This window comes from Nonomuraea sp. ATR24 (genome assembly GCF_041950485.1).
In the GTDB taxonomy this organism is placed as follows: domain Bacteria; phylum Actinomycetota; class Actinomycetes; order Streptosporangiales; family Streptosporangiaceae; genus Nonomuraea; species Nonomuraea ceibae.
In genome coordinates this window covers 31397-48530 of record NZ_JBGNUU010000011.1, presented here as the reverse complement: position 1 = coordinate 48530, position 17134 = coordinate 31397, and the positions used below count along the sequence as shown (strand labels likewise).

At 70.1% G+C, this 17134-nt stretch carries 13 protein-coding genes; 7 read left to right on the top strand and 6 right to left on the bottom strand.

The genetic code is table 11. The features are described 5' to 3' along the window. Positions 1-756 precede the first annotated feature (756 nt). A complete protein-coding gene (locus tag ACBI99_RS25505; protein WP_375073670.1) occupies positions 757-1905 on the top strand; it encodes a hypothetical protein in 1149 nt (382 codons plus the stop codon). A gap of 110 nt (positions 1906-2015) precedes the next feature. Here ACBI99_RS25505 and ACBI99_RS25500 read toward each other — a convergent pair whose 3' ends face one another. The 3 genes from ACBI99_RS25500 to ACBI99_RS25490 all read right to left on the bottom strand — a co-directional run bounded on the left by ACBI99_RS25500 (position 2016) and on the right by ACBI99_RS25490 (position 4763). Further along, complete coding sequence (locus ACBI99_RS25500; protein ID WP_357585289.1) at positions 2016-2504, bottom strand: DUF402 domain-containing protein; 489 nt, start codon at positions 2502-2504, stop codon at positions 2016-2018. A gap of 202 nt (positions 2505-2706) precedes the next feature. Continuing rightward, complete coding sequence (locus ACBI99_RS25495; protein ID WP_219503400.1) at positions 2707-3348, bottom strand: response regulator transcription factor; 642 nt, start codon at positions 3346-3348, stop codon at positions 2707-2709. Beyond that, complete coding sequence (locus ACBI99_RS25490; protein WP_375073669.1) at positions 3345-4763, bottom strand: sensor histidine kinase; 1419 nt, start codon at positions 4761-4763, stop codon at positions 3345-3347. Before ACBI99_RS25490 ends, ACBI99_RS25495 begins: the two co-directional genes overlap by 4 nt. A gap of 881 nt (positions 4764-5644) precedes the next feature. On the opposite strand from ACBI99_RS25490, the gene ACBI99_RS25485 reads away from it, so the two are divergent. The 4 genes from ACBI99_RS25485 to ACBI99_RS25470 all read left to right on the top strand — a co-directional run bounded on the left by ACBI99_RS25485 (position 5645) and on the right by ACBI99_RS25470 (position 10890). Next, positions 5645-6550: a SagB/ThcOx family dehydrogenase gene (locus ACBI99_RS25485; RefSeq protein ID WP_357585293.1), complete on the top strand. Its 906-nt coding sequence runs from the start codon at positions 5645-5647 to the stop codon at positions 6548-6550. Then, complete coding sequence (locus ACBI99_RS25480; protein ID WP_375073668.1) at positions 6547-7578, top strand: TOMM precursor leader peptide-binding protein; 1032 nt, start codon at positions 6547-6549, stop codon at positions 7576-7578. The genes ACBI99_RS25485 and ACBI99_RS25480 overlap by 4 nt, the downstream gene beginning before the upstream one ends. After that, the gene (locus ACBI99_RS25475; RefSeq protein ID WP_375073667.1) at positions 7571-8923 is read left to right on the top strand and encodes a YcaO-like family protein; all 1353 of its coding nucleotides are present in this window, start codon (positions 7571-7573) and stop codon (positions 8921-8923) included. Before ACBI99_RS25480 ends, ACBI99_RS25475 begins: the two co-directional genes overlap by 8 nt. Before the next feature lie 830 nt (positions 8924-9753). Continuing rightward, positions 9754-10890 (top strand): NAD(P)/FAD-dependent oxidoreductase, encoded by a 1137-nt coding sequence (locus tag ACBI99_RS25470; protein ID WP_375073666.1) that lies wholly within the window; start codon positions 9754-9756, stop codon positions 10888-10890. Between the two features lie 198 nt (positions 10891-11088). On the opposite strand, the gene ACBI99_RS25465 is transcribed toward ACBI99_RS25470, so the two are convergent. Further along, positions 11089-12774 (bottom strand): ribonuclease J, encoded by a 1686-nt coding sequence (locus ACBI99_RS25465; protein WP_219503416.1) that lies wholly within the window; start codon positions 12772-12774, stop codon positions 11089-11091. Positions 12775-12840: 66 nt separating this feature from the next. Beyond that, positions 12841-13758: a 4-hydroxy-tetrahydrodipicolinate synthase gene (dapA, locus tag ACBI99_RS25460; RefSeq protein WP_375073665.1), complete on the bottom strand. Its 918-nt coding sequence runs from the start codon at positions 13756-13758 to the stop codon at positions 12841-12843. Positions 13759-14285: 527 nt separating this feature from the next. Between dapA and ACBI99_RS25455 the strand changes: the two genes are divergently transcribed. Together ACBI99_RS25455 and ACBI99_RS25450 are read left to right on the top strand one after the other, a co-directional pair. Further along, positions 14286-15002, top strand: coding sequence for a GntR family transcriptional regulator (locus ACBI99_RS25455; protein WP_219503420.1), 717 nt, complete (start codon positions 14286-14288; stop codon positions 15000-15002). A gap of 181 nt (positions 15003-15183) precedes the next feature. Next, the gene (locus ACBI99_RS25450) at positions 15184-15873 is read left to right on the top strand and encodes a RadC family protein (RefSeq protein WP_375073664.1); all 690 of its coding nucleotides are present in this window, start codon (positions 15184-15186) and stop codon (positions 15871-15873) included. Positions 15874-16200: 327 nt separating this feature from the next. Here ACBI99_RS25450 and ACBI99_RS25445 read toward each other — a convergent pair whose 3' ends face one another. Next, on the bottom strand, positions 16201-17019 hold the full coding sequence (locus tag ACBI99_RS25445; protein WP_375073663.1) for an NmrA family NAD(P)-binding protein: 819 nt from the start codon (positions 17017-17019) through the stop codon (positions 16201-16203). Positions 17020-17134 lie beyond the last annotated feature (115 nt).

Below are 17134 nucleotides of genomic sequence, written 5' to 3'. Positions count from 1 at the left end.
CCCCCCGTTGCCCACACTCACCACCCCACGCACGGCCGATGTCCCCTCCTCGCACGGCCACCACCCCGCGTCCTGCCACACCCCCGCCACGGCCACCGCCGTACATACCGTCCCCTCCCTAGGCACGATCACCGCCCCACCTCCGATCACCGCCCCACGTACGGTCACGGCCCCACGCTCGATCACCACCCCACATACGGTCACGGCCCCACGTCCCGTCACCACGCCACATACGGTCACCACCACGCCCACGCGCGCCGTCACCACCCGCACGGTCACCACCACCCCCACGCGCGCCGTCACCACCCGCACGGTCACCACCACCCCCACGCGCGCCGTCACCACCCGCACGGTCACCACCACCCCCACGCGCGCCGTCACCACCCGCACGGTCACCACCACGCGAACAGTGACCACCACGCCCGCGGCCACCCCACCGCGCACGCTCACCGAACCGCCGCGTATGGCCACCACCGGCACTACGGCCCCCGCGCTTGCGTGCGGTTACGGAGGTCCGCATGGTTGGCCCATGCCCAGCGGTCGCCGACGCCCCACGTCCCGACGCGCCAGCGCGGTTCTCGCCGGAACGGCACGCCGCACTGACCAACGCCCCGCGCCCCAAGCCGTCGGTCCCGGTGTCTACAGCCCCCACCGCCGCCGGGAAGACAAGCACCCGCCCAAGCCGTAGACACCCACCCCAATCCATAAGGCCACCGCACCAACGAACACCCGCCACACCGTGAGGAGACCAGACCGATGAGGATCGCCTACGCCTACCCCTGGGACATCGCAGGCGACCCCGCCGCCCCCGACCGCCTCGCTGCCCTCGGCGTCGACGCGGTAGCCCTGGCCGCCTCCTACCACTCCACCCGCGCCGCAACCCCCTTCCACCCCGCACACCGCATCCTCGACGTCCCCCACTCGGCCTTCTACCTGTCGATACGACCGGCCGCCTGGGGCCGCCTGACCCCCGCCGCCCCCTCCTGGACCGCCCCTGACGCGTACCTGGTCGCCCAGGACGCCCTGCGCCGCGCCGGCCTCCGCGTCCACGCGTGGACCGTCCTGACCCACAACGCCCACCTAGGCGGCGCCCACCCCGACCTGGTGGTGCGCAACGCCTTCGGCGACCCGTACCCGTACGCCCTGTGCCCCGCCTTCGAGGACGTCGTCGACTACTGCTCCCGCCTCGTCCACGAGGTGCTGACGGCCGGCGAACCGGACGGCCTCATCCTCGAAGGCTGCGGCCCCATGGGCTTCTCCCACCAGGGAGTACACGAGAAGACCTCAGGCGCCGACTACGACGCCGACCTGCTGTCCCTCTGCTTCTGCACCGCCTGCGCCCCCGGCTACCCCGAAGGCACCCAAGCCAGAATCCGCACCGCCATAGACACGCCCATCACCCCGGAACGCCCAGCTTCCCCCTCCCCGGAACCTCCCGTCTCCCCCATCGACGCCGCACTTGGCCCGCTTGCCGACGAAGTACGCGCCGCCCGTGTCTCGTTGTCCGCCTCGCTCCGCACCCGCCTGATCGCCACCGCCCACGAGGTCGCCCCGAACATCCCCATCACCCTGCACGCGAACCCGGACCCCTGGGCCACCGGCCCCTTCGCCGCCCTCCCCACCGGCGAGCCCGAAGCCGACGTCCTGGTGGGCAACTGCTGGGGCGACCCGGCGAAGGACGCCGCCCGCCTGTCCCACCTCCGCGACCTGTGCACCCCCGGCCAACGAGTCGGCGCCTACGTCCTAGCCCTCCCCCCTCGCCCCACCGACGCCACCGCCCTGGCGGAGCTCCTCACCACCTACGCCAAGGCAGGCGCCTCCGAAATTCACCTCTACCACGCAGGCCTGGCCGGCCCCGAACGCCTGGCAGCCATGACGGCCGCCCTCCGCCAAACCAACCAGTAACCCACCCGGGCCTCCAGCGGCTTCGCGTCAGACCCTCATGCTGTGGCTCAGGCCACCAGCCCACCCTCGGCGGCGGCTCCCACTCCAGCCCTCACCAGATCAGCCCATCCCTAGCCCAGCCAGCGCAGATGCGCGCCCCCGAAGACGCCTTGCCGCCGCCCGACCTCATCCATCAGCCACTTGGCGGTCTCTTCCGCACGAAGGATCACATTTTCCGGATATCCCAGTACGACCTGATGCTCGGCGAACTCGTCCTCGTCATCCAGGATCAACCGCCCATCCCGCATCCTGATCACATCGAGATCCAGGTCGATCATGGACACCTCCCCGTCCCGCCACTCGGGAACGGTGGTGACGTCCACATAGACCTCAGTCCTGTGCGGCGGCGAGTGAAAAGTCGCAGCCCACCACGCATCACGCGGGAACAACATCAAGCAGTGGTTCTCCCAGACCACCGGCGGCCCCTCGCCCTTACGAGCGACCGTCCCCGCCGGCACCGTCACCCAGAGCCCGTACTCGTCCTCACCCAGAACCTTCGCCGCATGGTTCCAATGCAACGCGCCGCCGTATTTCCGGAAAACGATCCTCACATCATCCACAAACTGGAACTTATCGCCCCGCCACATACCCACCTACAACCACTCAGCCACAACAGCCGACACTCACCCAGCCCTATAACGCTCCCGCCTTCACTCCCACAGTCGGCGAACCGGCCAAGCGGAGGACGCCGGAAGGGGGGTCCCCACTCGATCACGTACGACAGCCAGCCCCACCCCCGTGACCGATCCCATCGGTGCCATCTCACCGTGCCGCGGTCACCAACCCGCTCTCGTACGCCGCAATGACGAGTTGCGCCCGATCACGCGCGTCCAACTTGGCCAGCAAGCGCGTGATGTGGGTCTTGACCGTCGCCAGAGTCACCTGGAGATGGTCGGCGATCTCAGCATTGGACAGGCCACGCGCGATCAGCGCCAGCACCTCGCGCTCCCGCTCCGTCACCCCGTCCAGCCCGCGAACCGCCGGTAAAGCAGGCGTGCGCGCGAACTCCTCGATCAGCCGTCGCGTTACCGTCGGCGCCAGCAACGCCTCACCACCGGCCACGACCCGGATGGCGGCGAGCAGGTCCGTCGGCGGCGTGTCCTTGAGCATGAACCCGCTCGCCCCGGCCCGCAGCGCGTCGTAGACGTAAGCGTCGATATCGAACATCGTCACGATGAGGATCCGCGACACATCCTTGATACGCCTGGTTGCCTCGATGCCGTCCATCTCCGGCATCCGCACATCCATCAGGACGACGTCGGGCTGTGTCTCCTGGACGACCGCAATGGCCTCGACCCCCGTGGCCGCCTCACCCACGACCTCAAGATCGGGCTCGGAGTTGACCAGCACCCTGAAGCTGCCTCGGAGCAGCGCCTGATCGTCGACGATCACAACCCGGATCATGACGCCGCCCCGTACGGCAGGTGGGCCGCCACCCGGAACCCGCGTCGCGGAAGCCCGCCCGCCTCGAAGGCGCCCCCGTACATCGTGACCCGCTCCCGCATCCCGATCAGCCCATGCCCCGGCACCACAGCGCTCCCCTGCCCCACCCGCGGCCCCGGACCGTCATCCCGAACCTCGATGCGTACCGCCCTCCCATCGTCGATCACCGACACCCAGCAGCGAGCAGGTGCCGCATGCTTCACCACATTGGTGAGCGCTTCCTGAACGATCCGGTACACGGACAGCTCAACGCCTTCCGGGAGCCTTCGCCCTTCGGCTGGATCGGCTCCGCCACCGCCATGTCCCGACCCGCTCGGCACCCCATCACTAGCACGCCTCTCCCCCGCGCCGACTACAGAATCGTCGCCTTCCACGGCATCGTCATCGCCCCGCCGGCCACGGACTCCACTGGCAACCTCCACGTCTCGAAGATCGCCCACAGCCTCAGGCCGGCCCGCCTGCCCAGCAGGCCGCTGACGATCTCTCGCACTCACGCGGTCAGGGCGACCGGCCTCACGAGACCTGACACGTACGTCGAGATCCACGTCCACCCCCGAGAGCCGTGCCTGGTCCGCCAACTCGCCCAGGCCGCTGAGGCCCGGCGTGGGCCCGCGTGCGGGCGGGTCGGCCGAGCGCAGGACTGCCAGCAAATGTCGCATCTCCCGCAGCGCGCTTCTGCTGGCTCTCTCGATCACGCGCAGGGCGTCATGCGCTTCGTCCGGATCGGAGGCGAAGACGTGGTTGGCCACACCGGCCTTCACGGCGATCAGCCCCACATTGTGTGTGACGACATCGTGCAGCTCGCGGGCGATGCGCAGGCGCTCGTCCGCCACCGCCTGAGCCGCGATCCGGTCCGCGTCGTGCGCCATGTAGATCCTCCGCTCGCGCACGGCGCGCCCCACGGTCCAGGCTCCTCCCAGCGCTGCGACGCCGAACAGCAACGTGTCACTGCGCAACAACCACTCCGGCACTCCTGGCTGAGGCACGCCCCCGACCATCACCAGGGCTGCCCCGGTGATCGCCGCGAGCATCCCGATGGCCGAGGTCGGGAACCAGGCGCCGCGATTCTCCGACACGGCGACCAGGTAGATCGCATACGCGGGAGCAACGTACGCGATGCTCACGACGTCGACCACGACGGCCACCATGGCGATCGACAGCGTGACAAGGAAGACCGGGACAGGCCACAGCCTCCGCACGGCCAGCGGAAGACCCAGCCCGAGCGGAAGGGCGATCCGGGCCCACGGCGGCAGCACCGTGGCGGAGGCCGTCAGTGTGAAGAACACGAACGAGAGGCCAAGCCCGGCAGCCAGATCCAGCATGATCAGCTGCCGGCGGGCCAGGCGCCTGGCGAAAAGAGGGTGCGACTCGTTCACGCGATGAAGGTAGCCGGTGGGCCGGACTTCGCACGTCAACCCGGGGTCTGATGTTGAGGTTCGGACTGTGGTCCGATGTGGCGAAGGCCTCGCATGCCGCACCCTTTACGGCGTGATCGAACTCAAGCGCCCGGCGAAACGCCACGACGCCACCCTGGCCGTCGGCGGCCTCTTCTTCAAGGTCCTGCCCGCCCGGCCAGCCGGGCTCAGGAAAGAGAGGCCGCGCCATAGCTTCCTACCAGCGAGGACTACATTCAGTGACTCAAAGTAACGGTAGGTAGTTTATAGGTGGGCGATAAATCTGGTGTCGGACTGAACAGCCACTTCAAGGAGGCTGCCACCGCGCCAGCGCCACGCGTTCACCACACCGGGGGGCCGACAGATCCCGCCTCGCTCATGAAGTGGCCGTTCATGTAGTGGCCGAGGCGCTCGCCATGCCGGCACTCCGCTGCGCAACACCTCACGTCATGCCGCCGTCGTCCGCGCCGGCTTCTGCCGTTGCCCGGGCCGAGCTGGGCGAGACAGGGCGGGCAGGGCGGCCCGAGTCGTGCCGATGGCAAGCCCGTCCGGATCGGCCATGCCTGATCCGGACGCACGTGTCCGGCCGCCGACCCCCTCGAGCGGCTGGATCAGGGCCGGTGAAGCGCACCTGCTTCCCGGCCGCGTCCACCACTATCACCGAGAGGAGGCAAGGATGTTCTCCACCATCACGGCGAAGGAAGACCTGAGCGCCCGCCCGATCAAGGCGGACGACGACAGGCTGCTGGTCGCCCCGCTCAGCACCACCACCATCGCCCTCACCAGTGAGGACTAGCACGAGAGACGGTGCCGCCCCGGCCAGGGGCGGCACCGGCCGGACCACCTCACGAAGGGAGGCGTCAGTGGAGCCGTCGCCAGGGCTGGGCCCTGCGCTCAGCGCCAACTTCTACCGTGCGGTCAGCGCCTGGCCGGACAGCACGGCGTTCCACACCCACCAGGCGCGCCACGCCCAGCTCGGACTCGCCCGACAGGTGTCCGCGGCCGAGCAGTTCCTGTACGAGACCCGGATCAGGCGTCACGACCGTGAGCTGCAACGTTCGGTGGCCGACTATCTTCGCCCCGAGATCATGCAGGTGCTGAGCCACACCGACGAGGAAACCATTCCCGCCGCGCGCCGCGTCGAGCTGCCCGCGTCGGCGCCCGCCCGGGCAGCGCTGGAGGACGTGTTCGCGGCACGGCGCAGCATCCGATCCTTCAGCGGCGCGCCCGTGACCCTGCCAGAAGCGGCGGCGGTGCTGCGGGCGGCAGGAGCGCACCACGAGCACGAGGCCGGGCGGCCTCACCGTGCCGTGGCCAGCGGTGGCGGCCTGTATCCGGTCGAACTGCACCTGGCCCCGCGGAGCGTGACGGGCCTCGACTCCGGTTTGTACCGGTATGCGCCCCGCCTGGACGCGCTGGACCGGTACGGCGGCCCGGCGGAGGTGACCGCGCTGCTGGCCTGCGGTCCAGGCGAGCACCCGGACCTGCTGGCCATCGACCGCGCGGCACTGCTGGTGCTGTTCGTCGCCCGGCCGTGGCGTTCCATGCGCAAGTACGGGCCGCGCGGCCTGCGGTTCGTGCTGCACGAGGTGGGCGCCATGGCACAGCACGTGCACCTGACCGCGACCGCGCTCGGTCTGGCCGGCACCGACTGGTCCACCTACTACGACGAGGAGGCGCACGCCGTGCTCGGCATCGACGGGCTGCGTACTGCCCTGCTGCACCTGATCGTCCTGGGCCGCCCGCGAACCGCGAGGAGCGCAACGTGACGGCCGGACCGACGCCCCGCGTCAAACGCTCCTTCGCGGTCATCGGTCGTGATCCGGACACCGTCGAGCTCAGGTCCGGCGTGTGGAACGCCACCTCGCACACCATCACCGACGAGGCCCGGCGCGGCTGGCTCTTCTCCGCAGTCAACGGGCTGGACGGGTCCCGCGACATGACCGAGCTGGCCGCCGACATCGGCGTCGGCACGCAGGAGATGTCGGAGCTGCTCTCTCATCTGCGCGAGCTCGACGCCCTGGAAGATCGCGCCACGACCGCGCTCGATCACTACCTCGACCACTACGCGGGCGTGCTGGCCGGGCCGCCACCCCCTGCCCGGCCCGTACGAGTGATCGGCGAGCCCGTGACGGCCGCGCAGGTGACGCGACTGATCGCGGCCAGCGACCCGCACCTCGACGTGGCCGACGCCAGCGCCGATCCCGTCCTCGGCGTGCTGGACGATCCCGACACCGGCTGGACCACCCACGGGCTGCGGCTGCACGAGGTGGCCGAGACGTTCGCCGCCTGGCGCGAGAACATCGTCGTGTGGGCCGGTTCCCGGATGGATCCGCCCGCGGTGAGCCTGTTCAACAGGATCGCTCTGCAGGCCGGCATGACATGGCTGCACGGCGCGATCGACGGACCCTTCCTGTTCGTGGGGCCGACCTTCCATCCCGGCGCGGGTCCCTGCTACGCCTGCCTGGAGACGCGTGTCACCATGAACCTCACCGACGGCGCGGCCTACCACCGCTACAAGAACGCGCTCACCGAGGCCAAGGCGTCCGGCGGTCAGGCGCCCATCCTGCCCGCGCTGTCGGCGCTGCTGTGCTCCCACCTTGCCCTGGAAGCCATCAATCTGGCTCGGACCGGCGCCTCGTTCACCGGCGGCAAGATGTTCGGCACATACCTGCCGACGTGGGAGACCACCGTCAGCGAGGTCCTGCAGGTGCCCGGCTGCCAAGCCTGCTCGCCCGTCGCCCACCGCGACGAGCCCGAGCTCTACTTCCAGGCCAAGGAATGGCTCCATGGCTGAGACGCGGCTGAGCCGCCGGACCCTGCCGTTCGACGCGACCACCCGGAAGCTGATGCGCCGGATGCTGAACCCCGTGTGCGGCCTGACCCCACGGCTGAAGTTCAGCGTCCGCTCCCGCGGCGAGCCGCGCGTCGCCATCGCCGGCACCGAACTGACCGGCGTGCACGTCCTGAACGGCGGCCCCCCGATCCCCGCCGAACGGCACCACCTCGGCGGCGCCGGCATCCTCCTCGACGAACCCCTCATCAAGTCACTGGGAGAATCGGCCGAACGCTACTGCCACCACTCCTACCTCGCCCACCATCCCGAGCGGCTGCGCTTCGACAGCTACCGGACGGTCAGCCGCGAGCGCGCCACGCTGCCGCCCGAACAGTGCCTGACCTTCTTCTCCGGCGAACAACTCGACCGCGACGGCTTCCTCTTCCGGCGGTTCGGCGCTGACACCCCGATGAGCTGGCTGCCGGCCAACTCACTCACGACAGACACCCCGTACTGGCTGCCTGCGCAACTCGCCCTCGTCGGCTACCGGCCACGGCGCCGGGACGGCGAACGGTGGATCAACTCCGCCGTGACGACCGGCACCGCCGCCCACAGCGACCCGGGCAAGGCCCTCCTCGGCGCCCTGGAAGAGCTCGTTCAGCTCGATTGCGTCGTCGGCCACTGGTACGGGGCACTGCCGTCGGTCAAGATACGGCTCGACCGCCGCCTGCGCGTACTCGACCGGCTGATCGAGCACCACTGGACACGTGGCACCCCGGCACCGGAGTTTCACCTGCTGCCGAGTCCTGACCTGCCCGGATTCACCATCGCCTGCCTGTACCGTCACGGTAATCCGGCCATCGCGCCCGTCGTCGCCGGTCTGGGCAGCGACCAGCGTCTGGCGTACGCGATGTATAAGGCGCTGCTCGAAGCCGTGGCCGTGTTCCGCTACGCGACCTGGATGACCGTCAAGACGGCCATCGACGAGACCGGCCACGCCGACAAGACGCGATTCTTCGACCTGGACGACAACGTCGCCTACTACACCGCCCCGGCCAATGCCGCGCTGATCGAGAAGCGCTTCGCCGCCCATACCCTGACCGCCGCGGCCGATCTGCCACCCGACGGCCCCGCCGACCCCCGGAGCTGCGCGCGGCGGCTGGTTGACGCCTTCGCGGCGACCGGCAAGCAGCTCGCCTACCTTGACCTCACCACGCCCGACATCCGCCATCTGGGGCTCACCGTCTGCCGTGTCTGGTCGCCCGACACGCTGAGCCTGTGCCTTCCCAGCGCGCCTCCGCTGCTGCATCCCCGCTTCGCCGCCTATGGAGGAGCCGTCAACCCTGAACCCCACCCCTACCCCTGATCACCGGTGCGCCCCAGGTCCTGGCCAGGTCGCCCCGCACGACCGTTGCTCTCCGCGCGACCGTTGCTCTCCGCGGGCGGCCACGCCCCTCCGCACGCGGCCCCGACCTCCGCGCGCTGGCCCGCCTCTGCGCGCTGGCTCGGCTCCGCGCCCGCTGTCTCGGCCCTGCGCGCGATCTGGCCCTTGGTGCGGCCCGGCCAGCCGCGCGCGACTTCAGCCTTCCGCGCGCTGCCTCGGCTCTGCCCGCGATCTCGCCCTCAGCGTGGTCCTGGCCCGCCGGGCGCGACCACGGCCCTCGGCGCCGACCAGATCTTCCGCGTGCGACCACAACCGTCCGCATGCGACCAGTGCTGGGCGGCCACCGGCCTCAGCGCGATCTTGGCCCCCGCGCGCGGCCACGGTCCTCTACACGATCTCGCCCCTCGGCGAGGTACTGGCGCTCCGCGCGCGGCCACTGTCCTCGCACGATCGCGCCCTCGGCGCGGTCCTAGCCCGCTGGGCGCGCCTTGGGCCCTCGGCGCGCCCCTTGCCTACCGGGCATGACTTCGGCTCTCGGCGCGGCCTCTGCCCTCTGCGCGGCCACGGCCCTCGGCGCGGTCCTGGCCCGCCGGGCGCGACTTCGGCCCTCGGCTCGGCCCTCGCCTGCCGCGCGGCCTCGGCCCTTGGCGCGACTCTTGCCTATCGGGCACAACTTCGGCCCTCCGCGCGACTTCGGCCCTCTGCGCAGCCTCGGGGCTCTGTGCGGCCTCGGGGCTCTGTGCGGCCTCGGGGCTCTGCGCGGCACTGGGCTTCTGCTGCGGCAGGCGGGTCGGTTTCGGAAGGGACGCGGCATGTATGACGTGATCATTGTCGGTGCGCGCTGCGCGGGAGCGGCCACCGCGATGCTCCTGGCACGTGCCGGGCACAGGGTCCTGCTGCTGGATCGCATGTCCTTCCCCAGCGACACCTTGTCCACCCTCTACATTCACCAGCCCGGCGTGGCCCGGTTGGACCGGTGGGGAGTGCTGGACCAGGTCCTCGCCACCGGCTGTCCGTTGATCACCCGCCTCACCTTCCACCTGCCCGGCGCCTGCTTGTCCGGCCCGGCACCGGCTTTCGGCTCGATCGCGGGCGGGTGCGCTCCCCGCCGCAAGACGCTGGATCACCTCCTGGTGCAGGCCGCTGTCGCCGCCGGTGCCGAGTTCCGGCCGCGGGCGACCGTACTGGACCTGGTGTGGAAGGACGGGGCCGTAGCAGGCGTCCGCCACGGCAGCCGACGCGGCGGACAGGTGGTGGAGCGCGCTCGGCTGACCGTGGGCGCGGACGGGCGCCACTCCACCGTGGCTCGCCTGGTCCGGGCCCCGTACGTGCGTCAGGACCCTGCGCTCACGTGCTTCTACTACACCTACTGGAGCGGCATCCCTGAGCAGGGCCTGCGTCTGCACTTCCTCCACGGGGCCGGCACCGCCTGCGTCCCCACTCAGGACGGGCTGACGCTCATCGCCCTGCAGTTCCGCCCGGACGGGCCTGTCGCGCCTCAGAACCGGGAGCGTCTCTACCAAGGACGGCTACGGCGCAACGGCGAGCAGTTTCGGCGGCAGCTGGCCGCCGGCCGCCAGGAGGACCGCCTGTACTGCTGCGCCGATCAGCCCAACTTCTTCCGCCGCGCCCACGGCCCGGGCTGGGCCCTCGTGGGTGACGCCGCGCACAACAAGGATCCCATCACCGCCCGCGGCATCACCGACGCCTTCCTCCAGGCCGAGATGCTCGCCGACCGGCTGTCCATCCCTCTCGACGATCCCCGCGAGGTGGAGGCGGCACTGTCCCGCTACGGTCGGGACCTTCTGTGTCAGTTCACCCCGGCGTACGAGTCGGCACTGCGCACGGCCCGGCTCGACGCCGACGAACTCCCGCCGGACCTCGTCCAGCACCAGCACGACCCCGTCTACGTCGACCGCTTCCTGCGCCGCTACGGAGGCATCCCCTGACGCCGGCGCCGAGGCGGAGTCGCGAGGACCATGCGATCTGGGCAATGCTTCAGCACCGTGGCCCCACGGGACGTGCTGCGCTGCGGCCGTCGCGGCCCCGGGTGAGGGCGGGCTCTCCCGGTGCCCCGCTGAGGGGTTGGGATGCGCCCGCCACACCTTTCGTTCAAGCCGGATCTGCCGGCTGCGGCGACCCTCGGGTCAGACCTCGACCACCACAGGGATGATCATCGGGCGTCGGCGGTAGGTGTCGCTCACCCAGCGCCCCACCGTACGGCGGACCACGCGGCGGATCTCCTGCATGTCGATCACCCCGTCGGCGGCCTTCTCCTCGAGGGCCTTCTCGATCTGCGGGATGAACTGCTCGAACTGCGCAGGGTCTATTCCCGAACCGCGGGCGTGTATCTCCGGCCCGGCCGTGAGCTTGCCCGTGGTGGAGTCCACCACCACGACCACGGAGATGAAGCCCTCGTCACCCAGTATGCGCCGGTCCTTCAGCGAGACGTCGGTGATCTCTCCCACCGACGACCCGTCGACGTACACGTACCCGGCGTGGACCGCGCCGACGATCTTCGCTCGGCCGTCGACCAGGTCGACCACGACGCCGTCTTCGGCGATGACGATGTGGTCGTCCGGCACGCCGGTGAGCGCGGCGAGCTTGGCGTGCGCCCGCAGGTGCCGCCACTCGCCGTGCACCGGCATGAAGTTGGACGGCCGGGTGAGGTTGAGCACGTAGAGCAGCTCGCCGGCCGCAGCGTGGCCGGACACGTGCACCTTGGCGTTGCCCTTGTGCACCACGCGGGCGCCCCAGCGGGACAGGCCGTTGATCACCTTGTTGACCGCGGTCTCGTTGCCCGGCACGAGCGACGACGCGAGCAGGACCGTGTCGCCCTTCGCGATGCGGATCGGGTGGTCGCGGTTGGCCATCCTCGACAGCGCGGCCATGGGCTCGCCCTGCGAACCGGTGCAGATCAGCACCACGTCCTGCGGCGGCCACGCCTCGATGTCGCGGGAGTCGACGATGAGCTCCGGGGGCACCTTGAGGTAGCCGAGATCGCGGGCCACCCCCATGTTGCGCACCATCGAGCGGCCGACGAGGGCGACCTTGCGGCCGTGCTTGGCCGCCGCGTCCATGACCTGCTGGATGCGGTGTACGTGAGAGGCGAAGCTGGCCACGATGACGCGCTGCTCCGACGTACGGATGACCTCGTCGATGACCGGCGCGATCTCACGCTCGCTGGTGACGAACCCCGGCACCTCGGCGTTGGTCGAGTCGGACATCAGCAGGTCGACGCCCTCGCTGCCGAGCCGGGCGAATCCGCCCAGGTCGGTGAGGCGGCCGTCGCTCGGCAGCTGGTCCATGCGGAAGTCGCCGGTGTGCAGCACTATGCCGGCGGGCGTCCTGATGGCGACCGCCAGGGCGTCGGGGATCGAGTGGTTGACCGCCAGGAACTCGCAGTCGAACGGCCCGAAGGAGTGCCGTTCGCCTTCCGTGACCTGGACCTTGGTCGGCTGGATTCGGTGCTCGCTGAGCTTGGCCTCGATCAGGGCAAGCGTCAGCTTGGAGCCGATGAGCGGGATGTCGCGCCGCTCGCGCAGGAGGTACGGGACCGCTCCGATGTGGTCTTCGTGCGCATGCGTCAGCACCACGGCCTCGACCTGGTCGAGCCGATCTCTGATGTACTCGAAGTCCGGCAGGATCAGGTCCACGCCAGGCTGGTCGGGCTCGGGGAAGAGCACCCCGCAGTCGACGATCAGCAGGCGGCTGTCGTACTCGAAGACGGCCATGTTGCGGCCGATCTCGCCGAGCCCGCCGAGTGCGACGATGCGCAGGCCGCCTTCCGGCAGCACCGGAGGAGGGCCAAGATCAGGATGCGGATGGCTCATACCCGGCTCCCAAGGTCGACCCCATGGTCAAATCGTGTTCTCAAAACTCCCGGATCCTCCCCGTTCCTATACGTCTGTCAACTTCACCCCGCCGGCCACCAGGCAAGCACGCAGCTCGGCGATTTGCTTCTCAGTCGCGGGCACGAGCGGCAGGCGTACCGGACCGACCGGTACTCCCACCATGCTCAGCGCCGCCTTTGCCATGATCGCGCCACCCGCGCTCATCATGATCCCCTCGACGACCGGCGCCACCTGGCGGTGGATCGCGCGCGCGCCGTCGATGTCACCGTTCGCGTGGAGCCTGATCATGTTGGCGAGGTCGCTGCCGACCACGTGCCCGACCACGCTCACGAACCCCGCCGCGCCGAGCGAGAGCCAGGCCATGTTGAGCAGGTCGTCGCCGGAGTAGTAGGCGAGATCGGTCACCGTCATCATCGTGTTGCCGGCGAACAGGTCTCCCTTGGCGTCCTTCACCGCCACGATGCGCTCGTGCTGGGCCAGCCGGATCAGGGTCTCGGTCTTGATCGGCACGCCGCTGCGACCGGGGATGTCATAGAGCATAACCGGCAGTTCCGTCGCGTCTGCCACGGCGGTGAAATGCTGGTAGAGCCCTTCCTGCGGGGGCTTGCTGTAATAAGGGGTCACGACGAGCAGGCCGTGGGCGCCCTCGCGGGCTGCGCGCTTGGCCAGTTCGACGCTGTGACGCGTGTCGTTGGTGCCGGCTCCGGCCACCACGGTCGCCCGGTCGCCCACCGCTTCGAGCACCGTGCCGAGGATGCGGGCCTTCTCCTCGTCGGTGGTGGTGGGCGACTCGCCGGTGGTGCCGCTGACGACCAGCCCGTCGTTGTGCTGCTCGTCCACCAGGTAGGTCGCGAGGCGTCGCACGGTCTTGTAGTCGACCTCGCCGTCGGCGGTGAACGGCGTGACCATGGCGGTCAGCATGCGGCCGAAGGGCGCGTCCGTGGTTCCAGTTGGCGATGCCATAGTGCGAACGCTACCTGGATTCCGAAATCCGTTGGACGCCGCCACCCCGAATTGCCTGCCTGGAGCCGCTTTTTGTCACACCGTTCTCCGGCATCTCAGGGCACATCCGACTACGCTCCACCGTTGTCGACCGCTCCCCCCATCCATGCCCGCCCTCCACGGCCCCACTCCTGGCGCGTGTGACGACTTCCGGGGGGATCAGGGTCCGTTCACGGGAGCCGGCGGTCGTCGCTTCGCTCCGGGGGGCGATCACGGAGGGTCGCGGCCGGAGATCACCCGCGCGCCCGGCGGACAGGCCCTGCACCAGGGGCGGGCAATGGAAGAGGTCGCCGATATGTGCTCGGGGGTACACACATCGACGACCTCTACCGGAGAATCGGTGGGCCTTACGCCCGCGTTACAGGGTTTCTCCGATAATTTTCCGCTATCGCAAAGTTGGGGCTCCAGCGGTCCTCGATGACGGTCGGTTACCTGCCGAATACGGCAACATGGGGCAACGCCTCACACGAACCCCCAGGGATGGACTAGTGACGACCTCAGATCCGGTCTACCTGCGTGTCGTTGAAGACATTCGACGGCAGATCAACGACGGTACCCTTCCTCCTGGCGCGCCCATTCCTTCCCGGGCGCAGCTGACCCGCAAGTATCAGGTCGGCGAGACCGCGGCTCGTCACGCTCTGCGTGTGCTGGCGGGTGAAGGTCTCATCATCGGCCGTGTGGGTTCGGGCCATTACGTCAAGGAACGGCCTGATCTCTCATCGCTGCACCGATGGCGGTTCCTTGATCACCCTACGCCCTTCGCAGCGGATCTCCAGTCCCAGGGGCGGCGCGTGACGTGGGATTGGTACAGCGAACCCGCCGAGGCGGGGCCCGACCTCGCCCGGCGGCTCCGGGTGGATCGGACGGCCACCTTGACCAAGACGCGTTACGTCTTCCGGGGCGACGGGCGGCCGCTTCAGCTCGCGACCGCGTACGAGCCGCTGGAGTTCGCGCCGCACACCGAGGAAGAGCGGCGCAGTCTGGCCGCCAGGCTGGACGCGCACGGGATAAAGATCACCGAAGTCGTCGAGAGCATCCACACCCGGGTTCCCGAGCCCCGGGAGAGCGAGGTTCTGGACCTGTCGGCCGGTGTCCACGTCCTGCATGTCGAGCGGACCCACTGGGCGGGCGACCGGCCGGTGGAGACCAGCGACATCATCATCCCGGGCGACCGGTTCAAGATGGTGTACAGCATGCCCGTCTGAGGCACCCTGGATCACCACATCTCCGCCTATCCCCCACCACGCTCTCGCCGCAGGTCAGCGGCACCGCCACCGCCCGCCACACCGGCACGTCCCCGAACGCGGGCGCCGGCCGGCCAGCAGGCAGACGCCCGCCCGGAGGTTGTCGGTGGTCGTTGATAGAACCGTGCAGGAGGTGGGGGATGTGCGCGTCAAAGACCTGCCGCGACGGGAGCGGCCCCGTGAGCGGCTCATGGACAGCGGCGCCGGGGCGCTGGCCGATCGCGAGTTGCTGGCGGTGCTGCTCGGCTCGGGGTTTCGCGGGATGAGCGCGATGGATCTGGCCGCGCGGGTCATCGCACACTGTGGCGACCTCGACGGGCTGGCCAGGTCGGAGCCGCATCGGCTGCTGGCCGTTCCGGGGGTGGGGCCGGCGAAGGCGGCGCGGGTGGCGGCGGCGTTCCATCTCGTACGGCGGGCCGACGCCGAGCCCGAACGCGTGCGCATCACGGGCACACCCGACCTGGCGGCGGTCGCGGCGCCGCTGCTGCGCGGGCACGCGTACGAGAGGCTGGTGCTGGTCGTGTGTGACGGCCGGGGGGCGGTGCTGCGACGGACGGTGATGAGCGAGGGCGGCACCGACCACACGATGGTGCCGGTGCGGGAGATCGTCACGGCGGTGCTGACGGCGGGTGGCGCGGCGTTCGGGATCGCGCACAACCATCCGAGCGGTTGCCTGGAGCCGAGCGACGACGACGTGGTGGCGACGGGGCGGCTGAGGGATGCCGCCGAGACGGTGGGGCTGCGGTTCCTCGACCATCTCGTCATCACGGACACGGCCTGGCGGCGCGTGGCGGGTCCGGCAAGTCCAGCGGGTGACGCGATGGCGGCATGACGGGATCGCGGCCCAGCGCGGCCGACGCCCGGGGTTGCGCCCAGGGACCGGGGTGATGAAGACGGGTCATTGCCGCAGGTCACCCGATAGCGCGCGATCCCTACGAAAGCGCTGAAGCCCCGTCGCCCCGCATACCCCCGTGGCATCCTGAGTCCGCGGGTCGGCCGTTGAGGACGTCAGGCGGCCGATTACTCGTAGTGTGTGGCCGCACGGCCTCCCGGAAGGACGTGCGGCCATGTTGCCTGCTGCCGGGCACCCATCAGCCGCATCCGAAGGCAACCGGCCCGGTTGATGGTGACGGGCCAGTCGGCCCGGCGGCAGGCATTCCTACGCGAACCGGTCGGCATGCCTGCTGACCCAGTCGGCGAACGTACCGGGCGGCCTCCCGGTGAGCTCCTCCACGGTCGGCACCACCGTGTACGCCTCGGGCGGCGGGTTGCCCTGCCAGGCGGCGAGCAGGTCGATGAGCTCCTCCGCGTGCCCGGCCCGCCGCCAGCGCTCACGGGCCCCGGCCTCGGTCAGCTCGGCGAACTCCAGGTCCCGGCCGATCGTCCTGGCGATCACCGCCAGCCGTTCGCGCGGGGTCAGCGCCTCCGGGCCGGTCAGCGTGTAGACCTTGCCGGCGTGGCCGGGCTCGGCGAGCGCCACCGCGGCGACGACCCCGACGTCGGCCTCGTCGACCATCGCCGCCGGCACGTCGCCGAACGGTTCACGTACGGTGCCCTCCTTTCGGATGGCATCTGCCCATCCGAGGGTGTTGCCCATGAAGTCGACGGGCTGGAGGCGGGTCCATTCGAGCGCGCTCGACTCGACGGCCTCCTCCACCGGGCCGAGCCGGCCGTTCCACAGCACGGTGGCGCGTCGTACGCCGGCCTTCAGCGCCAGCTCGACGATCTCGGGGCCCGTGGTGAGCGTGGCGTAGTCGTCGCCGCCGACGGTCAGCAGGTGTACGCCGACGACGCCGGCCAACGCCGGGCCCAGGGTCTCGGGTTTGGTGAGGTCACCGGCCACCACGTCCACCTCGGACGGCAGATCGGCCGTGGCCGGGTTCCTGGTCAGGGCGCGGACCTGGTGTCCGGCTCGGAGCAAGTGGCTGACGACGTGGCGGCCGGCCTTTCCGGTGGCGCCTGTCACAAGGTAGGTCATGAGCATTCTCCATCTCGTCGGTCGATGTGACCGTAGAACCCCGACCTAACTTGAGGTCAACTGTGTCTTCTGTGGTTCGGAGGGGCTCCGGCGGACAGAGCGATGGAGGCGCCGG

Excerpts from the sequence above, each read along its gene's own strand:
- ACBI99_RS25505 (WP_375073670.1), top strand. The coding sequence starts at position 757 with ATGAGGATCGCCTACGCCTACCCCTGGGACATCGCAGGCGACCCCGCC.
- ACBI99_RS25495 (WP_219503400.1), bottom strand. The coding sequence starts at position 3,348 with ATGATCCGGGTTGTGATCGTCGACGATCAGGCGCTGCTCCGAGGCAGC.
- ACBI99_RS25475 (WP_375073667.1), top strand. The coding sequence starts at position 7,571 with ATGGCTGAGACGCGGCTGAGCCGCCGGACCCTGCCGTTCGACGCGACC.
- ACBI99_RS25470 (WP_375073666.1), top strand. The coding sequence starts at position 9,754 with ATGTATGACGTGATCATTGTCGGTGCGCGCTGCGCGGGAGCGGCCACC.
- ACBI99_RS25465 (WP_219503416.1), bottom strand. The coding sequence starts at position 12,774 with ATGAGCCATCCGCATCCTGATCTTGGCCCTCCTCCGGTGCTGCCGGAA.
- dapA (WP_375073665.1), bottom strand. The coding sequence starts at position 13,758 with ATGGCATCGCCAACTGGAACCACGGACGCGCCCTTCGGCCGCATGCTG.
- ACBI99_RS25445 (WP_375073663.1), bottom strand. The coding sequence starts at position 17,019 with ATGACCTACCTTGTGACAGGCGCCACCGGAAAGGCCGGCCGCCACGTC.